The organism is Haloarcula amylolytica JCM 13557, from assembly GCF_000336615.1.
Classification (GTDB): Archaea; Halobacteriota; Halobacteria; order Halobacteriales; family Haloarculaceae; genus Haloarcula; species Haloarcula amylolytica.
On record NZ_AOLW01000050.1, the window covers coordinates 140,481 to 162,624 of the forward strand.

Genomic DNA, 22,144 nt, shown 5'->3' on the forward strand with positions numbered 1-22,144 from the left:
GGGTAATGGATCGGGACGGCTGGCTGTACGCCTGGGCAATCGCATCGGTCGCGTTTGGCGCGGGCTCGTTGCTCGTTCCACTGTATTTCGTCGCCATCGGCGGCGAGACGTTCATGCTGGGCGTCCTCGCCGGGGTGGCCGCCGCCGCGGGTGCGCCGGGCGCACTCATCTTCGGACGCGTCGCTGACAAAACGGGGAAGCGGCGGTCGCTCGTCCTCCTCGCACTGGGGCTGGCGACTTCCGCGTTGTTGCTCGTCTCGCTCACCGAACAGCCGTGGCTGGTCATCGTCGGCAACGGCCTGCTGTGGTTCGCGGCCGGCGCGGCAGCGCCGGTGCTGACGCTGCTTGTCACCGCCGGAACTGTCGAGCGAGATTGGCCGGCGCGGTTCGCTGTCCTGAACCGCTACCAGGGCTGGGGGTGGGCCGGCGGGTTAGTCCTCGGCCTCGTGTGGACGACGCTGCTCTCGGGACCGCTTGGGGAGATCCCCGCTCAGCAGTCGCTCCTGTGGTTGTGTGCGGCTGCCGTCGGTCTGTCGGCGTTTCTCGGGGCGAAGTGGCTGCCGTCCGACCCCGATGAACTCGACCGGCCGCGGCCCAGTCGGGTGGCGCGGGCCATCGCCCGGTCGCGTCGGCTCCCGGTCCGGAGTGCGACGTTCCCGGTCGGTCAGGGGCGGCTGTACTGGCTCACGCGGTCGATACACCCCCGAGAAGTCGCGGCCCGGTTCTCCCCCTCGCTGACCATCTACTTCGGGGCCGTCGTCGCCTTCTTCGTCGGTTTCGGCGTGTTCTGGGGGCCGTTACCGCTGTATCTCTCCCGGACGCTCGGCTACGAATCGGGACTCGTCTTCGCGCTGTATCTCGTCTCCAGCGTCGGCTCGGCGCTGTGGTACGACCGCGCCGGTGGACTCGCCGAACGCTACAGCCCGAGCGGGCTCCAGGTCGGGGGCCTGCTCGCCCGCGCGGCGCTCCATCCGGCCGTTGCCGTCGTGGGACTGCTCCTCCCGGTCACGCTCGTCGGCACAGCGGTCAACGGCATCGTGTTCGTCCTCATCGGCGTCGCCTGGGCCGTCATCGCCGTCACCGCGGCCAGCGTCGTCACCCAGCTCGCGCCGCCGGCGATTCGCGGCGAGGCGCTCGGGCTGTACACCGCGATCTCCGGGCTGGCGAGCGGCGGCGGGTCGATACTCGGCGGCTGGCTCGGCGGCTACGACTTCCTGTTGGCGTTCGGCGTCGCAGGCGGGCTGGTGCTGGTCGGCGCGGCGCTGGTCGCGGTCGTCTGGCGGCGCTCGCCGACGATGTCTGTCGACAGCGAACCGCTCTCGGCGTAACAATCGTCGGCTTCGAACGCCGCTCAGGCCAGTTCTTCGTACGTCTCGACCAGCCGCCGGCCGACCCGGTCCAGACTGTGCTCTCTGGCCGTCTCTTTGGCGTTCTCGCCCAGTCGCTCCCGCAGGTCGGGGTTCTCGGCGAGACGCTCCAGCGCTTCGCGGAACTCCGATTCGTCCGCACAGATGAGACAGTCGTGGCCGTCCTCGTAGTACTCCCGGAACACCGGGATGTCCGAGAGGACGACCGCCTTCCCGCAGGCCATCGCCTCCAGCACGGCGATGCCCTGGTTCTCGGCCTTCGTCGGGAACAGGTACACGTCGCCGGCCCCGAATGCGCCGCGGATGTCCTCGATCCACCCGGTAAAGGTCACGTTCTCGGGCGGGTCGTTCACCCACCGCGAGACGGTCCTGGAGGCCTGTGGCCCGGCGTCGTAGGGGCCAAACCACGCGAAGTCGTGCTCCGTCTCTTGGGCGAGTTCACAGAACGTCGTCAGCCCCTTGCGTTCGAAGACGTTGCCGACAGCGAAGACGACCATCCCGCCGAGGTCGTAGCGCCGCCGGTAGTCCTCGCGCAGGTCCTCGTAGCCCGCCAGCGCGTCGATGTCGACGCCGTTCGACATCGGCCGTATGGGCGCGTCGACGGGATAGGATTCGAGTATGTTCTTCGTGTATTCGGAGGGACAGAGCACGAGGTCGGCCTGGGAGTAGAACCACTTCAAATAGCGGCCCAGCGCCGGCGCGACCAGGTTCGACCCGCGGAAACTGTCCCGGAAGTCCTCGCGGGTGACGTGAGCGTGCAGGACGAGCGGGATGTCCGCCTGCGCCGCGTGCTGCGCCACGGCGACGGATCCGGGTCCGATCATGTTGCAGTGGGCGATGTCGAACTCGCGGAACACCGGGTCGTTGAAGGCGATATTGCCACCCAGTGCCCACGCCGGATGGCCCTCCTGCCAGGGCGTCGTCTCCACCTCGATGTCGGTCTCGGACAGCGCCGCCCGCTGGTGGTCAACGGCGGTGCCGATGCCCGACCGGTCGAGGCGGTCGGCCAGTTCGAGATAGTTCAGGACGCGCACGTCTCGGGGCTCTCCGGCCGGGCCGAAAATCCTATCGACTTCACCTGTGGGGCTGTGATTAGAAGCGTTTACTTACCAAACAAACGTTCAGAACAGCCAGAAAGCCCCCGCGCTATCGACTCCCGCGGCTCGCTGTGCGCTTCCCTCGCTCACTCCGTTCACTCAGTCCAGTGCTTGCTTCACCGGGGTTCGTCGATAGCGCGGCCCCTTTCAGTCCCACCCGTGTCGGCTGGTCGAACAGTCACAGGTGGGACTGAAAGGGGCGAGACGCTGGGCGTTCGAGACGAAGCAAGCACTGCATGAGCGACGGTAGGGAGCGAAGAAGCGCGCAGCGAGTGCGCGGCGCTCCGCGCCGCGACCACTCGAACGGCGAGCGAAGCGAGCCGTGAGAGTCGCAGTAGCCCAGCGTCTCGGGGCTTTCTGGCTGTTCACAAAGCTACCAAACCGTGCGTCGACAATTGCTAGCTCGTTCGGAAGGCATTTTCCCGCCGCCGACACAGTACCGGCAATGACGGACGAGGCGACCATCGCCCGCGAGCGGATCGAGCGCCTCCAGTCACTCGCTCGCGAGGCCGTCCAGGCCGGCAACGAGGAGCGCGCCCGGTCGTACGTCCGCCGGGCTCGTCGGGTCGCCGAACGCCACCGCCTGCGCCTGCCGCGGTCGTTCGAGCGGTCGACGTGTGACGCCTGCGACACGTACCTGCTGCACGGACACAACGCCCGATCCCGGACCCAGTCCGGCCACGTCGTCATTACGTGTGACTGTGGGGCACAGTCCCGCTATCCGTACGACTGAGGATTCTTTACGACTGCTGGTTTTAAGGGGCTGTCTTCGCTAAACGGTGTACATGAGTGACTCTTCTCGACAGTCGCGGATACACGACCTCGACGCGACGCTCCGCGTTGGCAAACACGGCATCGAATCCGTAGCGGACGAACTCGACGACCAACTGGAAAACACGGACCTCGTGAAGGTCAAGTTCCTCCGGTCGTCCCGGGGCGGCACAACGGCCGAGGAACTCGCTGACGACCTGGCCGAGATGGTCAACGCTGAGGTGATTCAAGTGCGGGGCCACACCGCGGTGTTCGAGAAATGATGCAGGTCCAACCGCTCACCGACCTACTCAATGGCTTCGGCGTACCGGCGGCCGGGTCCATCGCCTCGGCAGTGGTCTTCGTCGTCGCCTTCGTCCTCGTCTACGCATTGGGGAAGGCGATAGTGCTCCCCATCGTCGACCGCTCGCTCAAGTCACGGGACCTCGATACCCACGCACGGCGGCCGCTGAAGAAGGTCGTCAGCATCGGTGTCGTGTTCGTCGCCATCTCCGTCGCCTTCGGGATGGCCGACTACGGGAACTTCCTGCAGTCGCTGGCAACCATCGCCGCCGCGGCGACGCTTGCCATCGGCTTCGCGATGCAGGACGTCATCCAGAACTTCGTCGCCGGCGTGTTCATCTACACCGACAAGCCGTTCCGGATCGGCGACTGGATCGAGTGGGACGGCAACTCCGGCGTCGTCGAGGACATTAGTCTCCGTGTTACCCGCGTCCGGACCTTCGACAACGAGCTGCTGACCGTGCCGAACTCGAATCTGACCGATGGCGTCATCAAGAACCCCGTCGCCAAGGAGCAACTCCGACTGAAGTTCGTGTTCGGTATCGACTACGACGACGACATCGACGAGGCGACTGAAATCATTCTCGACGAGGCCAGGGCACACCCGGAGATTATGGACGACCCCGAGCCATCGGTTCGCCTCGTTGAACTCGGTGACTCCTCCGTCGGACTGCAGTCCCGTATCTGGATCAAGAACCCGAGTCGGTCCGACTTCGTCAAGACGCGCGCTGAATACGTCAAGGCAGTCAAGCAACGCTTCGATGCCGAGGACATCAATATGCCGTACCCGAACCGGACCATCGGTGGCGGGCTGGAGATGACCGGACTCGACGGCGTCGTGGAGCCGGCCGACGACTGAACCGCACAGTAGCGTATTTTGGCTGTAAATGGCCGGGGTATCTGGCTACCGTGTCGGTATCGCCATACTCGTGCTTCGGTCGCGGCCTCCGTCACCTCGGGACAGTAAGTCCATTCCGTTCACTGGCAGAACTAAGCCGCCGCTGTCGGACGGTTTGGGTGGAGAAGATCTGCGATGGGCGTTGCGGGATTTTCACCCGACTGCGAGACTCGCTCTCGCTCGTCTCGCGTGGTTCAAATCCCGCAGCCGACGCTCCTCACCGCTCACTGTCGTTCGCACAGAAATCACGGGCGCTGAGGGCGCTCGTTCGTGGGGCGAGCGAATCCCCTTGATAGGCGTGAGGCAACCGAATTCGAGCGCTCTTAGATACACCGAAAAATACAGTAATCTGTGAACCCATAGGTTTCTGTATGCCTAGTATCACCGTCAATGTGGACAACGACCTCAAGGAGCGAATGGAGAGCCACCCGGAAATCAACTGGAGCGAAGTCACGCGACAGGCCATAGTAGAAAAAATCGAGGCGCTCGAAGTGATGGACGAACTCACCAGTGAGAGCGATCTCACCGAGAGCGACGTACAGGAAATCGCCGACAAAATAAACGAGAGCGGACGTAAGCGCGTTGACGAGGAATCGGCGTAGAGACGACAAATGAAGCTGGTCATTGACGCCAACGTCGTCATCTCTGCACTCATCGCTGACTCAAAAACGCGTGAGCTCATCGTCACACTCGAACCCGACCTCCTGACACCCGCCTTCGTCCACGAAGAAATCGAGAACTACGAGGAGCTAATCGTGAAGAAATCCGGGATGGAGCCGGACCGAGTGACACAATTCATCGACCTCCTGTTCCAGTACATCGAAGTTGTTCCTGGTGACGACTTCTACCAAGCTATCGAACAGGCAAAGGAAGCAATCGGTGACACCGACCCGGACGATGTTCTCTATCTGGCGTGTGCGATTGCCAACGATGCAGCCATCTGGAGCGATGATTCCGACTTTAACGACCAGAATCTGGTCGAGACTTACTCGACGACCGACGTGATCAACTCGTTTGACACCCGCTAAACGCCTGAGTGAGTTTCTCAGCGGCGCGCAGTGGAGATGGAGGAAATCCACCAGAAGGCACAAGCTCCGTTCCGAACCGTTTGGTTATCGAACGAAAGCAACAACATTGCACTTAAGAGCAATACCGATCCTTCGCAGTCTGTCGATTTGCCCCTCGAAAATCCGTTACGGGCGCTGCGGGATTTGCACCCGACTGCGAGACTCGCTCTCGCTCGTCTCGCGTGGTTCAAATCCCGCAGCCGACGCTCCTCACCGCTCACTGTCGTTCGCGCAGAAATCACGGGCGCTGAGGGATTTGAACCCCCGACGGTTTGGTCCGAAGCCAAGCACTCTGTCCAAGCTGAGCTAAGCGCCCTACGTACAATGGTATGATGACGTTATGGTTTAAACCAACCGGTTCCGCCGCGCCATGGGACCGCAGTCACGGGATTACTCCGAAACCGCTTCAGCCGTGTCGGAGTCGGTGTCAGCAGCGACCTCGGCCACGACAGCCTCCGTGTCGACGCCTCGTTCTTCGGCGAGTGCCTCGATGAGTGCGCGCTGTTCGGCCAGTTCCTGTTCCATCCCGTCGACGCGGGTGTTCGTCTCGTCGACGGTGCTGCGCAGGTCCTCCAGCTGCGACTTCAGCTCGTTGACCTTCTTGTAGAGGTCCTCGGCGATGTCGGCGACCTTCTGTATCTTTTTCGCGGTGGAACCCAGTCCCATAGCCACGGTTACGGAGAGGCGACATTTCCTCGTTTCGCTCGAACGTCGCTGTTATGACGCCGCCGGACCGAGCAACGGTATGGACGACTTACGGCTCGCTCCGGCTGTCGGCATCGTCGGTTGCGTTCTGTATCTCCTTGCACTTGCGGTCCCGTACGGCCTCGTCGAGACGACCAGTGCCGTGGGGGCGTACTACAGTTCAGGGGCGCTATCCCCGCTGCTACCGGGCGTATTCGCGCTCGTCTGTATCATCGTGCTGGCGGCCGGCCGCGAGGGTCGGTCGGACCCGAGTGTCGCGGCGGGGGCCAGCATCGGCATGGGCGTGTTCATCGTCGCCCTCAGCGTCCTCTGGGCAGTCACCGTTCCCGAGAGCCTCGTGCTGGGACTGACTGAGTCGACACTGATGGAGTACCACCGCTGGGGTGTCGTCCTCGCAGGTGCGCTCATCCCGCTCGGTGGGACATGGTTCGCCCGGGCGCTGGACCTGCTGTAGGCCGGTCTGCCCACCGGCGCGTCGTCCAGCGGTCTGTGGGCGCATCCGAAAGGCCCTTATGGGGCGGCGGCGGAGTTTCAGATGGACTAGGTCGGGGGGCTAGGCCCCCCTCCTCGCCCGCACTGTGGTCTTGAGCGGGGACCGAACACCGGGGGCGTCCGGTCTGACGGACGTGGACCCCGTAAGCTAACGTGGAAGCCTCGTCCCACGGGGACGGCGGTCCGCGTGGTCGCACCTGCAGGGGTGCGCCCATGTGGTTAAACGATGGCACTCCGCCAGGCACGGAAGTGAGCAGCGGACCATCGAACACCCGTCGCTCGTGGGGTCGCGGGGTGGAGGAGGCAAACGGGATTACCCGCGTCCGAACGCCGGGCCATCCTGGCTGTCCGTTCCATTCATACCTGCGTTTAATTTCCCCGAGCAGCCGTATTGCAGTCGTTTTCCGAAAGCTATCGACGCAATCTGTACGTCGCTCGGGTGCCGGTCAACGGAGGTTGACGACCGCGGTCCACCATCCGCTGGACCACGCTCCCGGCTTATGATTGACCAACACACTACAGAGGGACACCAATGAAGGGGTGTCTTAGATATGTCCTTCAGATTTAGCTCTGTATATTTAGAATGTAAACACCAAAAACAGCAGATAGGACTGGAATCTCTATTTTCTATCGATTATGGTCTTTTCACACCACAACTTTGCATATCGGCTCCCAACTTACCTTTTGAAGTCGACAGTATCCATCATACACAACTGGTTTCGGACGCTCTATGACTACCGAGAGCCACACTGGAGACTACGGTGGCCCGCCGGCAGCACTGTCGTCGGCGTTCCACTCCTGCAGTTCCTTCCGCCGGATCTTCCCGCTGGTCGTCTGTGGCAACGTATCGGCGAACTCGATCTCGCGAGGGTACTCGTACTCGGCGAGGCCCTCTCTGACGACGGACCGGATTTCTGTCCGGAGCGTATCGTGGTTCGGCGCGTCCTCGGCTGCCTCGACGTAGGCCTTGATGATCTCGCCGCGCGTGTCGTCGGGCACGCCGATGACGCCCGCCTGGACCACGTCGGAGTGTTCGAGAATCGCGCTCTCGACCTCCATCGGGCCGACGCGGTAGCCGCTGGTGATGATGACGTCGTCCTTGCGCGATTTGAACCAGACGTAGCCGTCGTCGTCCCGTCGGGCCAGGTCACCGGTGACGAACCAGCCCTCGACCTCCTTGGCTGCGGTTTTGTCTGGCATGTTCCAGTACTCGTCGAAGAACACCGAACGGTCGTGGGGTCGCAGCGCTATCTCGCCGAGTACGCCGGTCGAGAGCGGCTCAGCAACGCCGCGGTCGGCGGCGTCGGGGTCCAGAATCGTCAAATCGTATCCTGGCAGCGGCTTACCCATGCTGCCGGGCTGGGTGTCGAACCAGTTCGAGTTGTTGGCGACGACGAGGTTCAGCTCCGTCTGGCCGTAGAACTCGTTGATGGTGACGGAGTCGAACGTCTCCGCCACCCAGTCGACGATTTCGGGCGTCAGCGACTCGCCACCGACGGCGAACGTCTCGATGGCCAGGTCGTACGCCGCCGTCGGGTTCTCGACGTCCATCAGCATTCGGAGGGCGGTAGCCGGCATGAACGACCGGGTAACGCCGAACTCAGAAAGCAGGCTGAACGCCTCCTCGGCATCGAACCCCGAGGCGGGGTAGCCGACGATGGTTCCGCCGTGGTGCCACGTCGCGAAGAGCGTCCCCCCGAGCGCCGCGCCCCAGGCCCAGTCCGCGGGCGTCCAGACCGTCGCGTCCGGTCCCAGCCCTTGATCGAAGAAGTTGTACGCGGCTGCGGCTCGCCCGAGCCAGAGCGCGTGTGCGTGACGGACGCCTTTCGGCGGCCCCGTCGACCCGCTCGTGTACAGTATCGCCGTATCGGTGTCCGGCGTGGACTCGTAGGGTTCGATATCGGTGTGTTCCGGCGCGGCGAGCACATCCTCGAAGGCGTGGACATCGCTCGCCGGTGCGTCGGTTTCGATCTCGACGACGTGTTCCAGCGCCGGACAGTCGTCCCGGACTGCATCGATATCGTCGCGCACGGCGGGGTCGATAACCGCGGCGGTCGCGCCGGCGTCGTCCAGCCGATACCGGAGTGCGTCCGTCCCGAACAGGACCGTCAGCGGAACCGAGACGGCTCCGAGCTTCCAGTTCGCCAGGTGTGTGATCGGGTTCTGTGGCTTCTGTGGCACGACGACGCCGACCCGGTCGCCGGCCTCGACACCGAGCCCGGCCAGCCCCGCGGCGAGCCTGTCCGATAGCTCGTCCAGTTCGCGGAACGTGTACTGCTCGCGCCGCCCGTCGGGGTATGCCTGTTCGAGCGCCACCCTGTCGGGGTCGTCGTGTTTTTGCAGAAAATCGACCGCCGGATTGTACGACGCCGGGAGGTCCCAGCTGAACTGATCGCGGGCCTCGTCGTACCCCTCGAAGTCCGGCATCACTGTCCAGACCATGGCATACCGGTCGGCTGGGTGGCTGTTGCGTCTTTCGGTCGAACCACCGCCGCTGCGACCGAGCCGGCAGAACTTTCCGTCTTCCCCTCCCGACTTGACCGTGGACTCTACCGACATCCGCGAGGAGTGGGCCGACCGGTCCGGCGAATACTCCCCCGCGTATTATGCCTACTATGGAGCGGACGAGACGAGTGAGCTAGTGCAGTCGATACTTGCGGAGCACGTCGAGCAGGACGCGGCTATTCTGGAGGTCGGGTGTAGCTCCGGGCGGCACCTCGCTGCACTGTCTGACGCTGGCTACTCGGATCTGACCGGGGTCGACATCAACGCCGACGCGTTAGATGTCCTCGCCGAGACGTACCCCGACCTTGCGGCCACCGGTTCGTTCCACGCGATGGCTATCGAGGAGTTCGTCACGGATGTCGCGGACGACGCGTACGACGTCGTCTTCTCCGTCGAGACGCTGCAGCACCTCCACCCGGACGTGGACTGGGCGTTCGAGGAGTTGGCGCGTATCGTCGATGACCTGCTGATCACCGTCGAGAACGAGGGCGGCGACCCGGGTGAAGTAAACTACGTCGACGACAACGTCCCGCTGTACTATCGGGACTGGAACGCGGTGTTCACAGACTGTGGACTTACTGAAGTGGATTCGATGGATGGGAAGCGGGACACCGTCCGCATATTTCAGGCACCTAAGTGAGGAGTTACACAGATAGGCCTATATTAGGGCATATGAAGTTAGATATTGATAAGTACGTCCTATATATGTGCTATTCGGCAAGAGAATGAGCGTAATTAGAAGATTACGTGGTACTTAGGGAACTCAAGTCCAACTTCGGACGTGATCTGTGGCTCGATAGAGGTCCATCTCTCACGACAGACTCACTGGGACACCAGAATAACGTATGTACGTCTGTCATCCGTGATGTTCCGTATTACTGAACGGCAGTTCGCCTGATGGGAAATGGATTACCGACCGACGGAAGGGAGTTTCTTGTGTATCTCTGTGAAAAGTGCCGTTTGTACCGACTATATGTCTACCGCCGGTAACTGATGCTCTCCAACTGATGCCCTCCACAGCTAGTGTCTGTGTCCCCTTGCGACAGGCAGAAAATAAGCCGTTGGCAGCGCAAGATTGATGTATTGTTGCAGTTTGCTACTCTGTATGAGGTACTACCAGCTACGCGACGGGAACTCACAGCGGTTAGCGGTCGAAACTGGGGACGGTGTGTACGATTTGACCAGCGTCAAACCGCAACTCCGCACGTTCCGTGACCTCCTCAAGTCGGCCTCGATTGCGGAGACTGCACCGGACGAACTCAGTGCCCGCCATCTCGATGCCGCTGAAGCGGTGTCCGAGCGGCGACTCGAAGCCGATGCTACCGACCCCGTCACTGCCGACGAAGTCTGGGCCGCCGGCGTTACGTACCAGATCAGTGAAGAAGCGCGGACAGAGGAAAGCGACACGCCGGAGATGTATCTGTACGTGCACGACGCGGAGCGACCGGAGATCTTCTTCAAGTCGACGCCCAATCGGACTGTCGGCCCCAACGAAGCAGTCGGTATCCGGGCCGACTCGGACTGGGACGTGCCCGAGCCCGAGCTTGCGATCGTTCTCTACGAGGGAGAAATCGTCGGGTACACTGTCGGCAACGACATGAGCAGTCGGTCTATCGAGGGGGAGAACCCGCTGTACCTCCCTCAGGCCAAGGTGTACGACCGTTGTTGTTCGGTCGGCCCGGCCGTCGTCACGGACATCGAAGACCCACACTCGCTGGCGCTCTCGATGTCGATCCACCGCGACGGTGAGCGTGTCTACCACGGGGAGACCAACACCAGCGAGATGAAACGCACCTGCGAGGAACTCGTCTCGTACTACACCGCACACAACGCGGTCCCCGAACTATCGGTGCTACTTACCGGGACCTCGCTCGTTCCCGACGACGACTTTACGCTGCAGGAAGGGGACGAAGTCACCATCGACATCGAGTCTATCGGAACGCTGAAAAATCCCGTCACGGTCGTCTGAGCGGCTAGTGAACCGGGAGCGGGGCCGCGGTCTCTCTGGGAACCCCTTCGCATGGGGTTTCACAGCGTGATACCCCACTCGGCCCTCGACTGGTTCCGATTGCGTGCCTGTGTGTCGGTCTGCTGTGAGGATTTGTCCCAACAGAGTTTTGTCACCCGTCGGTTGCCTACACGCTCTATGGGTATCTCTACTTGCGACAATCGGCCGGAACGTACGTGTCTGTGTGCGGTGATATGCCATCGATATGTCGTGACAGAAACCGGTGTGGCATCGAGGTCACCGCTCTGTCCCAGATGTTTGAACAACTGTTTAATACGAGGGCGTACCATGATCGGGTATGGCAAAGACCGCTCAAAACCCAGTCAAATCCGCCGAGACGACGTTCGAGGTGCTTGACGCACTGAAAGACCTCGACGGGGCCGGTGTCACCGAACTGGCCCAGCATCTCGACATCCCGAAGAGCACGGTTCACAACTATCTGAGCACGCTGGAACAGGAGGAGTACGTTGTCAACAGGGACGGTGTGTACGAGGTAGGGCTCCGGTTTCTGGAGCTGGGGGCATACGCCCGCCACCGGGAGAAACTGTTCGGGATCGCGAAGCCAGAGGTCGATCGGTTGGCCGCAGAAACCGGCGAACTCGCGAATATTCTCGTCGAAGAACACGGCCGCGGGTCGTACCTGTACCGTGCTCGGGGAGACAAAGCTGTCCAGGTCAAGGCCCACGTCGGAACACGCGTTCCGCTTCATACGACAGCGCTGGGAAAAGCGATCCTCGCACATATGTCGACCGAACGGGTCGATGCGATCGTCGACCGCCACGGACTCGGCGGGGAGGCCAGCAAGTCGATCAGTAGTAGAGCGGAACTGGAGCAAGAGCTAGCGGACGTCCGGGACCGCGGCGTCGCTTTCGACGACGAAGAGCGTCTCGAAGGGCTCCGCTGTGTCGCTGCCCCAGTGCTCAACCACGATAACGAAATCATCGGTGCGATTAGCGTTTCGGGACCGACAAATCGGTTCCGTGGCGATCGGTTCCGCGAGGAACTCCCACAGAAGGTACTGGAAGTCGCCAACGTCATCGAGCTGAACGTTACCTATTCGTAACAGCAGTGTTCAGAAAAGGTGAACGGTAGTACAGTATTGTGACAGCGGTAATTAAACAGCGTATTTCGACAATAGCACCGTCCTTGGCCAGTGATTGCAGAACAGCACAGACTAGTCAGGAGGGTACTGGAAGTATGTCTGGAAGGCGTTTCGAGCATGTGTTTCGGTCCCGCGACACGAACGAGTAGACACGAGTTCCGGCTTTCATCTCATAGATGCCGGTTCTAGGTTTTGTTTGATAAATAGCCACTATACGTATCATTCATCATGAGTGAACGACGTTCCAACGCTATCTTACACCGTGTGGTACTATATAGTACCACGCCCCTGACGCGGTCCCTATCTCAATAATGGATGTACTACTGTTACTCTAAACGAGGGATATCGACTATCGGTTTCCTATCACTGGATACGTTCTAAGTAGTAGCTAAACCCACCGACTTTCGGGGGAGTACACCCAAATACTGTATTTATATACGAGTCTCCGAGATATAGCGCTAATTCAGTGCCTGAAAAATAGATAAAGGAAAATATATTCATAAGTTTGGGTAGATTGGATTATATTTGCCGGTACTGAGCTAGAGTTCGAGCCATCCGTCGATGGATCTTGCTTGGCAGAGACACAACGATGGCTATCGCTTCGGCAGTGTCTCCCGGCAATCGGGTACGGTTACGCGAGGAACTGGACGCCCAGGGACAGCAGGAACAGTACCACGATCCCGATCGATGACAGTTCGAGCCACCGGGACCGCACGTCGGCGGACCTGATACTTGCGACGAAAAGCGTTCCGACGACGCCGACGACTACGACCAGTGCCAGATACACCGCGTTGAGCGCTGATGCCATATGATACCATTTCACAGCGGTACAGTAAACACTAGTGGTTGAGCGCGCCCTCCACAACGATAATGAGAGCCAATCACATAGACAGGGGCATGCGTCTCGAACTCCGAATCTGTAAACACTGCCACGAGGGGGATCACGGCAACGCCGAAAAGACGGCTGTGACACAGGATATGGTCGCCTGCGCCGAACAGGTCCGCGAGTACAAGGACCTCATCGGACTGGATGCGCTCTATATCACGAAGGTGACGGAAGGCGACCCCGGCGGCGCGGAGGCGCTGGACGTCATCGTCGCCAGCATCGAGGGTGACCAGGTTGCACTCTCGGATACACAACTGGTCATGGAAGACGGCGACGGCAACATGCTCGTCTACCCGGAACCGAAAGACATCCTCCAGGTCCTGACTCGGAACCTGAATCAGATTCAGGAACAGACCCGGCAGGACGTCGACGTCGAGCTATCGCCCGAAGGACAGGCACTGATCGCGTAGTCGCACGGCAAAAAACGGCGCACGGGCGATTCAGTTCTCGGACGCAGCGTCGTCAGTGTTCGGCTGGCCGCCGTCAGTCTGGGGTTCGCCCCCGTCGGCCGCGGCCGGCGGTTCCCGCTCTTCCTCTAACTGCTGTTCCCAGCGGATGCGCAGGACGTTCCCGTACATCGACAGCACGAGCCCGACACCGAGGACGATCATGCCGAGGTTGATACCGATAGTCAACAGGATGCTCGCCGGCCCGCCGCCGATTGCGAGCTCACGCGGCACCGGATAGCCCTCGTCGAAGATGCTCCCGATGAGAACCGAGACGATGCCGATAACGGTCATCGCACCGAAGATGGTCGAGACAGTTCGCCAGGACGGGGACAGCGAGAGCCGTTCGATGCCCGTGGTGTCCGGCTCCTCGTCGTCGCCGTGGTGTTCTGGCACCATGCTTCGAGGAATGAACGCCTTCGTCTCGACGGGGTAGAAGGCGGGATGCATCCCGTGCTCGAAGATGTGGAACATGACTCCCATCAGCATGATGACGCCCAGCAGGCCGTGGAACGTGACGAAGGCCATCGCGGCCGCCTTGGTCTGGAACATCGCGGCGAGTCCGGTCTTGCTCCAGATGAGCAGGCCCGAAATCGCAAGCAGGGTCAGCTCGATGGAGAAGATGAACACGACGCCCTTGCCGATGTAGGACAGCAGCGGGACCTCGTCGGCCTTGTAGCCGGCGAACTGTCGCGCGCTCGGGTGGCGTTCGTCGGCCCGGCCCAGCACGAACTGGATGTCCTGGATGAACGCGTCGATGTCATCCTTCGCGGGGAGGATCTTCGAGAAGTTGCTCCGGCCGGTCGAGGAGATAATCTGGAGCGTGATCCAGAAAACGACGAGCGCAATCAGCCCGATGCCGGTAATACGGTGGATCGCCGTCACACCCGAGGCCCCGCCCATCAGCGTGAGCATCCACCACAGTTCGTCGTTGAACATGATGGCGTAGCCGGTGAAAAACAGCAGGAACACGTCCAGCCCCAGCAGCGAGTGGAACAGGGTCGTCACGCGCGTGAACTTCCCGTGGTCGAGATTGCTCATGCGCCGTCACCCCCCTGTCTGTCACCACTGTTCGGCGAGCCACCGTCGGCCGCGACGGCCTCGCTGACGTCCTCGCCCGGCTCACGCATCTGGTCGGCCAGCCGCTGGAACGCCGCCCAGTGGATGAACACCATCACGAGGATGAACGCACCCAGGATGACGTCGGCCGCGTGGATGAGCGCGATGAGGAAGTCGAGCGCGGGGATGGTGTTGCCGAACACCCAGTCCGAGCCGATACCGCCGCCCTCGACGCTTGGATTGACCCGGTACAGCGACTCGTAGCCGATCCTGAATCCCTGTGCCCAGAACAGCGCCAGCCCCGCGACCACGAGGCCGACGACCGTGCTGATGAGCACCGAGACGCGGCTATACCCGTTCACCTCCGGAAGGTCGTCCCTGTCAGTCATTGGAACTCACTGGCGTCCTCGCCAAAGATGATGTCCATGGCCACGTCGTTGAAGAACGTGCCGCTGTCCCTGTTGTCCAGTTCGTCCGATATCTGGGCGGGCGTCCCGACCAGAATGGCGTCAGTGGCACACTCCTCGGCGCAGGCCGGCCCCTTGCCGACGTCCTGGCGTTCCTCGCACATGGTACACTTGTCCATGTTGCCACCGCTGCCGACGAGGTTCGCGACGCCCTCGTCCTCGTTCGGGAACTGCGGCGCGCCGAAGGGACACGCCGAGAGGCAGTACTGACACCCGATACAGAGGTCGTCCCGGACCCGGACGAAGCCGTTCTCCTTCGAGATGAGCGAGTCGGTCGGACACACCGAGATACACGGCGCGTTTTCGCAGTGATAACACTGCATCGGCACCGCGGTCTCGCCGGGTGACTCACCCTGTTCCATCGCCTTGCCGCTGCTGGCGTTGAGCCCCGACGCGGCCTCCTGGCCTTCGAGCATCGTCGCGATACTGATTCGCTGTTCGTCCCGTGGGACGTCCCACGTTCGTTTACAGGAGACGACACACCCGCCACAGTCGATACACGCTTCGACGTCCGGGAAGATCCTCGCGTCCTCGCCGGTACTCATCACGCCGTCGTGCATCACTTCGTTGCCTGTTGACATACTAGCTCACCTCATTTCACCGTCGAGTTGTCGCGGACGTCGAAGTCCTTCTGTGTCCCGACGTCGTTCTCGTCTTGCGGGAACGTGAGATCGAGGTCCACGTCGATGTTGTACTGGTCAAGCACCGCCGGCGTCGCCGGGTTGACCGCGACCATCGACACCTTCGTCTCCTGCATCTGGGTTTCCACGTCGTAGCCGCGGGACGTGATAGCGTTGGCTGAGTCCCCGATGGCGTAGGGAACGTGGCCGTCGGGGTACTTGTCCTCCAGACTCTCGCCTTTGAACACGCCGCCCCAGTGGTAGGGCAGGAACACTTCCTGGTCGTTCGGCCGGTCCGTCACGCGGGCTTTCACCAGCACGGAGCCGCGGTCCGTCGAGGAGATGACGACGAGGTCGCCGCCGTCGACGCCGAGTTCCTCCGCCTTGTTCGGCGTTATCTCAGCGTACATATGCGGCTGGAGGTCGGCGGTGTGGATGTTGTTCCGCGTCTCCGCACCACCGCCCTGGTGTTCGACCTGCCGACCGCTGGTCATGATCATGTCCAGATCAGGCCCGTCGTCCTGATTGTGGATGATGTTCGTGGCCTGTTCCTGCTCTTCGAGGTTGTTCTGGTCGAGCCGATAGAAGTTCCGTTGCTGGCCGTTGGCCGGCCACTCGTTCAGCAGTTCCGTGTCCGGCCCTTCGATGGGTTCGCGGTGGACCGGTACCTTGTCGAGGAAACTCCAGACGACGGCCCGCGCTCGGCCGCGTCCGGTCGGCGCGTCGGGCTGGTTGTAATCGTACTCCTCGTAGAACTCGGGGTCGACCCCCTGTCCGATCATCGTTTCGAGGTACTCGTCGAACACCGAACTCCCGGTTTCAGGGTCGTTCAGCGCCTGCGCGGCGGTGTACACCGACTCCTGGTTATCGAGTGCGTACTGCTGCGGGATGGTGAGCTCGTCCGGCTGAACCTCCTGTTCGGGGTCCACGAGGCTCTGTGGCGGCGTCACCTTCCAGCCCGGATACTCCGGGATGCCGTGAATCATGCCGTCTGCAGCAGTGTCGTCGTCGTCGGCCCACTCGGGGTTGTACGGTGCCCGGGTCAGGTCCAGCGCCTCCTCCTGGCTCTCGTATCGGTCGCCGACGGCGTCGAGCGTGTTCTGCATCGGGTACTCGTCGTCCGTCGGCATCGCGTCCCAGTCCTCCGGGGTCGGTGCCGAGACGCCCCAGCGGGTCCGGAAGTCCTGCCCCCCGTTGTTGGGGTCCAAGTCGTCGTTCCAGATGATGGGGGTGCCCGGATGGTCCTCACCCCAGCAGGGCCAGGGGAGCATCCAGTACTCGCCCGCGACCGGCGTCCCCTCGGCCCCTTTGAGGTCCTCGTTGGAGAACGCCCAGTCGTACTCCAGGTGTTGCTGGAGCCGTTCGGGGGTCTGGCGGTAGCCGATAGTGTTGGTCCCGAGGTTGAACTCGCGGACGACGCCCTCGTAGCTCGACTTCCCGTTGTACAGCTCCGAGCCCGCGCCCCAGTCGAAGTGCTGGCCGAAGCCCAGATAGCCGGCCAGTTCCTGCATGATCTGGAGGTCCGGCTTGGAGTTGTGGGCCGGCGAGCGGACGGGTTCGGACCACTGCACCGACCGGTTCGTGTTGGTCAGCGACCGGTGGTGCTCGTACTGGCTGGACGCCGGCAGTAGCAACACCGGCGGTCCGTCCTCGTAGTCCGGCAGGACGCTGGCGACCGAGGGGAACACGTCGACAACGACCAGCAGGTCGAGGTTCTCCATCCCCTCTTTCATCTGCTCCATCTCGCTGATGGAGTTCGCCGAGTGCCCCCAGAAGAACGCAATTTTCGTCTGGTCGGGCTGGTAGATCGGCGTTTCCTGATAGCGGTCTGCCTTATCGAGCGCCGACTCGAACCAGCGGGCCACCGTCAGCCCGTTCTGGAACATCATCGAGTTCTCGGCCGGATTGTCCGGGCCGTGATCGCCGCTCGGCGGCAGTTCGTTCGCGTCCTCGCTGCCCTCGTAGTTCGGGCTCTGGCGGACGTACTTCTCCGGCGGCATCAGCTCGAACCGGTTGTACAGGTCCGCAAACGAGGTGGAGCCGCTGGTCTCGGGGGTACGGTCCCAGATTTCGGCCCACCACGACCAGCCGCCGGCTGTGAGGCCGTAATACCCCGGCAGGATGTGGCTCGCGACCGCGAGATCGGTCGCCCCCTGGACGTTCGCGTGTCCGCGCATCACCTGGAGGCCGCCGCCGCTCCGGGCCGCACTCCCGGAGGCGAGGCTCGCCATCGCATACGAGCGGATGTTCTGGGTCCCGTTGTTGTGCTGGGTCCCACCCATCGCCCACTCGATCTGGACGTGTGGCCGGGCCTCGTCAATCATGTCGGCGATGCGCTCGATGTCCTCGGCGGACACCCAGGTAATTTCCTCGACCGTCTCCTTGTCGTACTCGTCGAGTTCGGCGTCGACGTCCTCCCAGCCCTGGACGCGGTCAGTGAGCATGTTCTGCCCCGAATCGTCCGCGTCGGGGTCCATCGCGAGTCCGTGCTTGTCGCGGAGTTCTTTGATGATACCCATCATTAGGGCCACGTCGGTGCCCGGACGGAACCGCATGAACTCGTCGGCGTGGGCCGACGTCTTCGTGAACCGCGGGTCCAGATTGAGGATGGTCCCGCCGCGTTTCTGCCCTTCGAGGATGTGCTGCATCGCAATCGGGTGTGCCTCGGCGGGGTTCTGGCCGATGATGATGTTCAGGTCGAAGTTCCGGTAGTCCTGAACGGTGTTGGTCATCGCGCCATAGCCCCAGGTGTTCGCCAGTCCCGTCACCGTCGTGGAGTGACAGATACGCGCCTGGTGGTCGATGTTGTTCGTGCCCATGAACGCCGCCAGCTTTCGGATGGCGTAGGCCTCCTCGTTGGAGTGGTGGGCGCTGCCCAGCAGCATCACGCTCTCGCGACTGTGTTCCGCGTCGACGTCGACAGCCTCGCTCGGGGGGGTATCGTCATCCGGCCACAGCGCCCGGATGTCCGTTGCCAGACGGTCGTAGGCCTCGTTCCAGCCGAGTTTGCGCCACTCCCCGTCCTCCTGTATCATCGGGTGTTTGAGACGCTTCTCGGAATGTTCGGTCTCGTAGATGCCGGCCCCTTTCGAACACAACGACCCGGCATTTATCGGGTGTTCATGCCACGGCTCCATGCCGACGAAGGAGTTGCCCTCCTTCTCACCACGGAAGCCACAGCCCACCGAACAGTAGTTACAGATCGTCTTGGTCAGTTCGGTGTCCGTGTCTGTCCCGTCCGTTTCCTCGCCGTCCTCCTGAAGCGCCCGACCAGCGCCGCTGACGCCGAGGGCGACCCCGCCCGCGAGGGCGCTCGCCTTCATGAACGAGCGCCGGTCGAGATCCAGTGAGACTGGTTCCTGTTGTGTACTCATGGTGAATGGTGCCCACCCATTACCGATGCTGTCCGTGTTTGCCACGAGATCTGGTTTGTCATTGTCTCTCTAGACGTGCCACAAATTCGATGTCATCCATGATAAAATGTGTCATAGTTAGCCATAATAATTCATGAAATTTTCCACCCGGCCAAATATTTGGGGTTGTATTCATGAATAGATGTGTGAACACTCCGCAAGGTCTATTACCGGGACAGGGTTTTGCATGATTAATGAACACGGGCGCCTTTGTGTGTTCCTGTGGAGGATCGTGCGATATCGACCTCGAAGCGGTACGGGACGGCGTCGACAGTGTCGACGTCGTGGCCAGTTCCGAACTGCTCTGTCAGGACGGCCTGGCCGGGATGTCACAGGTCATCGAGGAGTACGACCTCGATCAGGTCATCGCGACGACACCGGAGCCGTCGTGTCAGGACCGCATCCGCGGGCTCGCCGACGAACACGGCCTTCACCCCGAGGCATCGGTGTTCGTCGACCACCGGGAAACCAACGCCTGGGTCCACGACGGGGCCGCGGCCACCGACAAGACGGCCCGTCTCATCAATGCAAAGCGGGCCGGCCTCAGCGAGGAAGCGCCGTCGCGGACGGTGTCGAAAGACGCCGGGAACCGCGTCGCCGTCGTTGGTGATCCGGAAGCAGCGCGGTCACTGACCGACGACGCCGACGTGTTGTTCATTGCGGACGGGCGGGACTTCGCCGACGTGGAAGGGCTCGGTGACGTGACGATGGAGCGCGGGCGCGTCGTCGACATCGACGGCTCCTACGGCGAGTACGAACTCACGCTGGAAGCCCGCGTCACCGACGACTGCATCGACTGCATGGACTGCGTTCGAGAGGGGCCGGACGGGATGGTGACCGAGTTCCCCGTCGATATTCACCCTGACGCACCGGACGGCGAATGGACGAACACCTGCCCGACCGACGCTATCGACCTGGAGGGGGTTACCCGCACCGTCGAGGTCGATCAGGTCATCTATCCCGGGGGCCGCGACGACGCCCACGGCGGCCGGCTCGGCTTCTACACCGGGCCGGTCGACGCCGGAACTATCGCCGCAGTCGAATCGCAGGTGGGCGGCATCGAGAAGCCGCAGTTCCTCGACCTCGACATGGACGTGTGTGCCGCGGGGGCGTCCAGCCAGGAGGGGTGTACGGCCTGCGTGGACGCGTGCCCCCACGGCGCGGTCGACCGGCCGACTATCGACTCCGTGGAGTTCGACGAGGTGGCCTGCGAGAACTGCGGAGCCTGCACGAGTTCCTGTCCGACGGGCGCGACACAGCTCCGCGAGCCCTCGAACCGACGGCTCGCCCGCGAGGTCGAGGCGCTGCTGGAAGACGACTCGGATGAGGGCTTGCTGTCGCGCGGCGACAGCGCCGGTATCGATACGCAGGTCGTCGCGTTCGTCTGCTCGGAGTACGCCGCCGAACGGCTCCGCGCGCACGGCCGCAAGGCCGTCCGGTCGGGCGACCTCGACTACCCGCCGATTCTCCCGGTCCGGGTCAACTGCACGGACACCGTCGGCGAGGCCCACGTCATGCACGCGCTGGCGGCCGGCGCTGACGGTGTCGCCATCGTCGGCTGTGGCGGCTCCTGCCTCCACTCCGGCCCGGACCCCAAGCAGGACCTGGTCGACCGGCTCAATCGGGCGACGACCGACCTCGGACTCGGTGACCGTGTGGGCTTCTTCGCCCCGGAAGCGGGCAACCCTGCGGCCTTCGTCGAGTCGCTGTCCGGGTTCGTCGAGTTCGGCCTCGACGAGACCCCGATTCCGGCCGGCGACTACGAGGCGACCGGCCGCAGCGACACCGACCGCGAGGAACCGCGGCCGAACCCCGACTTCGATTCCCACGGCTGGACCTTGGAGAGCGTCCGGACCATCATGGAGTACGTCGAACCCGAACGCGAGGTGATTCGCGGGCTGAAGGACTTCGGCGTCATGGACGTCAACGACGCGTGTACCCTGACGCCGACCTGTACGACCCTCTGTCCGACCGACGCCATCAAGCGAACCGGCCACGGCGAACTGGCGTTCAACCACGCGGACTGCGTGAACTGCGGCCTCTGTGAGGAGGGGTGTCCGGAGACGGCGATTACGATGCACGATGGCCTGGACCTCTCCTTGCTACCGGAGAACCGCGACGGCGAGGCCTGGGTGACCGTCCACGAGGGCGACATGCTGGAATGTATCCGCTGTGGCACCCCGTTCACTAGCGTCGCCTCCGCTGACAAAATCGAAGAAGAGGTCGGCGACCAGGTCGAGGGGCTGGCCCCCGACGCCGACCACAGCGTCTTCGAGTACTGTAGCGACTGTCGGAGTCGCCTGCTGTTCGACCAGGGGGAGAAACGATGAACGACGCGGCCGTCTACGAGGCCCGCCTCGAACTGGTGGACTTCGTCATCGACGTGTTCTGGGACGTGCCCGAGGAAGCGTTCGTCGAGCGGCTGTTGAGCGGCGAGGTTCAACTGCCGGAAGACTCCATCAACGATCAACTCGACGAGGGCTTCGAGGTGCTTGCGACGTGGATCGACGAGAACGCAGACCGGTCGGTTTCGGCGGTGCAGGACGACCTCGAACGGGAGTACACGAACCTGCTCGTCGGCCCGCGGCCGCCGGTGTTGCCCCACGAGACGAACTATCGGGCGGACACGGAGTTCATCGGCGAAGGCCTGGCCGAGGTCGACGCCAGCTATGCCGCAGCGGGATGGGCACCCCCCGAGGACTACCCCGAAGAGAACGACTTCGTCGCCGTCGAGATGGCGTTCCTGCGGTATCTCATTGAGCGCCAGCGCGAGGGCGACGAGGAGACCGTCGGCTACGAGCGGGTGTTCATCGAGCAACACCTCAGCGAGTGGGTCGTCGACTTCACCGACGAGATGCGCAAGGAGGCCGACGACGGGCTGTTCCTCGCGGCGGCGCTCATCTGCGAGGGACTGGTCCGCTTCGAGGACGAAATCGTCGCGCAGGTCGGGTAGCAGGAC

Annotated in this window: 21 protein-coding genes, 1 tRNA gene and 1 other RNA gene; 14 read left to right on the forward strand and 9 right to left on the reverse strand. The window is 62.5% G+C overall.

Going from position 1 to position 22,144, the window contains the following annotated elements; genetic code table 11:
• Positions 1 to 5 precede the first annotated feature (5 nt).
• Complete coding sequence (locus tag C442_RS18820) at positions 6 to 1,328, forward strand: MFS transporter (RefSeq protein WP_008313208.1); 1,323 nt, start codon at positions 6 to 8, stop codon at positions 1,326 to 1,328.
• Between the two features lie 23 nt (positions 1,329 to 1,351).
• Here C442_RS18820 and C442_RS18825 read toward each other — a convergent pair whose 3' ends face one another.
• Positions 1,352 to 2,401 (reverse strand): glycosyltransferase family 4 protein, encoded by a 1,050-nt coding sequence (locus C442_RS18825; RefSeq protein WP_008313211.1) that lies wholly within the window; start codon positions 2,399 to 2,401, stop codon positions 1,352 to 1,354.
• Between the two features lie 508 nt (positions 2,402 to 2,909).
• Here C442_RS18825 and C442_RS18830 point away from each other — a divergent pair.
• From C442_RS18830 to C442_RS18850, 5 genes are all read left to right on the forward strand, one after another.
• The gene (locus C442_RS18830; RefSeq protein WP_004591847.1) at positions 2,910 to 3,197 is read left to right on the forward strand and encodes a ribonuclease P protein component 4; all 288 of its coding nucleotides are present in this window, start codon (positions 2,910 to 2,912) and stop codon (positions 3,195 to 3,197) included.
• Between the two features lie 52 nt (positions 3,198 to 3,249).
• Positions 3,250 to 3,498, forward strand: a complete 249-nt coding sequence (locus C442_RS18835; RefSeq protein ID WP_008313216.1) for a YhbY family RNA-binding protein — start codon at positions 3,250 to 3,252, stop codon at positions 3,496 to 3,498.
• On the forward strand, positions 3,498 to 4,376 hold the full coding sequence (locus tag C442_RS18840) for a mechanosensitive ion channel family protein (RefSeq protein WP_008313218.1): 879 nt from the start codon (positions 3,498 to 3,500) through the stop codon (positions 4,374 to 4,376). Before C442_RS18835 ends, C442_RS18840 begins: the two co-directional genes overlap by 1 nt.
• A gap of 410 nt (positions 4,377 to 4,786) precedes the next feature.
• Complete coding sequence (locus C442_RS18845; RefSeq protein ID WP_008313221.1) at positions 4,787 to 5,017, forward strand: hypothetical protein; 231 nt, start codon at positions 4,787 to 4,789, stop codon at positions 5,015 to 5,017.
• Between the two features lie 9 nt (positions 5,018 to 5,026).
• Positions 5,027 to 5,443: a PIN domain-containing protein gene (locus C442_RS18850; RefSeq protein ID WP_008313223.1), complete on the forward strand. Its 417-nt coding sequence runs from the start codon at positions 5,027 to 5,029 to the stop codon at positions 5,441 to 5,443.
• A 280-nt stretch (positions 5,444 to 5,723) separates the two neighbouring features.
• Here the strand turns inward: C442_RS18850 and C442_RS18855 are convergent.
• Positions 5,724 to 5,798 (reverse strand) — tRNA-Arg (locus C442_RS18855).
• Positions 5,799 to 5,872: 74 nt separating this feature from the next.
• Positions 5,873 to 6,148, reverse strand: a complete 276-nt coding sequence (locus C442_RS18860) for a DUF5798 family protein (protein WP_008313225.1) — start codon at positions 6,146 to 6,148, stop codon at positions 5,873 to 5,875.
• 79 nt (positions 6,149 to 6,227) lie between these two features.
• Here C442_RS18860 and C442_RS18865 point away from each other — a divergent pair, with 79 nt between their 5' ends.
• Complete coding sequence (locus C442_RS18865) at positions 6,228 to 6,641, forward strand: DUF7548 family protein (RefSeq protein ID WP_008313228.1); 414 nt, start codon at positions 6,228 to 6,230, stop codon at positions 6,639 to 6,641.
• 79 nt (positions 6,642 to 6,720) lie between these two features.
• Positions 6,721 to 7,033: signal recognition particle sRNA (ffs, locus tag C442_RS21145), an RNA gene on the forward strand.
• Positions 7,034 to 7,435: 402 nt separating this feature from the next.
• On the opposite strand, the gene C442_RS18870 is transcribed toward ffs, so the two are convergent.
• The gene (locus C442_RS18870) at positions 7,436 to 9,121 is read right to left on the reverse strand and encodes an acyl-CoA synthetase (RefSeq protein WP_049943105.1); all 1,686 of its coding nucleotides are present in this window, start codon (positions 9,119 to 9,121) and stop codon (positions 7,436 to 7,438) included.
• A gap of 100 nt (positions 9,122 to 9,221) precedes the next feature.
• On the opposite strand from C442_RS18870, the gene C442_RS18875 reads away from it, so the two are divergent.
• The 3 genes from C442_RS18875 (at position 9,222) to C442_RS18885 (ending at position 12,255) form a co-directional block, all read left to right on the forward strand.
• A complete protein-coding gene (locus tag C442_RS18875; protein WP_008313233.1) occupies positions 9,222 to 9,824 on the forward strand; it encodes a class I SAM-dependent methyltransferase in 603 nt (200 codons plus the stop codon).
• Positions 9,825 to 10,289: 465 nt separating this feature from the next.
• Positions 10,290 to 11,153: a fumarylacetoacetate hydrolase family protein gene (locus C442_RS18880; RefSeq protein WP_008313235.1), complete on the forward strand. Its 864-nt coding sequence runs from the start codon at positions 10,290 to 10,292 to the stop codon at positions 11,151 to 11,153.
• A 337-nt stretch (positions 11,154 to 11,490) separates the two neighbouring features.
• Complete coding sequence (locus C442_RS18885) at positions 11,491 to 12,255, forward strand: IclR family transcriptional regulator (RefSeq protein WP_008313236.1); 765 nt, start codon at positions 11,491 to 11,493, stop codon at positions 12,253 to 12,255.
• A gap of 670 nt (positions 12,256 to 12,925) precedes the next feature.
• Here C442_RS18885 and C442_RS22315 read toward each other — a convergent pair.
• Positions 12,926 to 13,102, reverse strand: a complete 177-nt coding sequence (locus C442_RS22315; RefSeq protein ID WP_008313239.1) for a hypothetical protein — start codon at positions 13,100 to 13,102, stop codon at positions 12,926 to 12,928.
• A gap of 89 nt (positions 13,103 to 13,191) precedes the next feature.
• Between C442_RS22315 and C442_RS18890 the strand changes: the two genes are divergently transcribed.
• Complete coding sequence (locus tag C442_RS18890) at positions 13,192 to 13,590, forward strand: hypothetical protein (RefSeq protein ID WP_008313240.1); 399 nt, start codon at positions 13,192 to 13,194, stop codon at positions 13,588 to 13,590.
• Positions 13,591 to 13,620: 30 nt separating this feature from the next.
• Here the strand turns inward: C442_RS18890 and C442_RS18895 are convergent, their stop codons facing one another.
• The 4 genes from C442_RS18895 to C442_RS18910 are packed head-to-tail and all read right to left on the reverse strand — an operon-like array spanning position 13,621 to position 19,146.
• A complete protein-coding gene (locus C442_RS18895; protein ID WP_008313241.1) occupies positions 13,621 to 14,667 on the reverse strand; it encodes a cytochrome b/b6 domain-containing protein in 1,047 nt (348 codons plus the stop codon).
• On the reverse strand, positions 14,664 to 15,074 hold the full coding sequence (locus tag C442_RS18900) for a hypothetical protein (protein WP_008313242.1): 411 nt from the start codon (positions 15,072 to 15,074) through the stop codon (positions 14,664 to 14,666). The genes C442_RS18895 and C442_RS18900 overlap by 4 nt, the downstream gene beginning before the upstream one ends.
• Positions 15,071 to 15,733: a 4Fe-4S dicluster domain-containing protein gene (locus C442_RS18905; RefSeq protein ID WP_008313243.1), complete on the reverse strand. Its 663-nt coding sequence runs from the start codon at positions 15,731 to 15,733 to the stop codon at positions 15,071 to 15,073. The genes C442_RS18900 and C442_RS18905 overlap by 4 nt, the downstream gene beginning before the upstream one ends.
• Before the next feature lie 11 nt (positions 15,734 to 15,744).
• Positions 15,745 to 19,146, reverse strand: a complete 3,402-nt coding sequence (locus C442_RS18910; RefSeq protein ID WP_008313244.1) for a formate dehydrogenase subunit alpha — start codon at positions 19,144 to 19,146, stop codon at positions 15,745 to 15,747.
• 233 nt (positions 19,147 to 19,379) lie between these two features.
• On the opposite strand from C442_RS18910, the gene C442_RS18915 reads away from it, so the two are divergent.
• A complete protein-coding gene (locus C442_RS18915) occupies positions 19,380 to 21,515 on the forward strand; it encodes a hydrogenase iron-sulfur subunit (RefSeq protein WP_008313245.1) in 2,136 nt (711 codons plus the stop codon).
• On the forward strand, positions 21,512 to 22,138 hold the full coding sequence (locus C442_RS18920) for a TorD/DmsD family molecular chaperone (protein WP_008313246.1): 627 nt from the start codon (positions 21,512 to 21,514) through the stop codon (positions 22,136 to 22,138). Before C442_RS18915 ends, C442_RS18920 begins: the two co-directional genes overlap by 4 nt.
• Positions 22,139 to 22,144 lie beyond the last annotated feature (6 nt).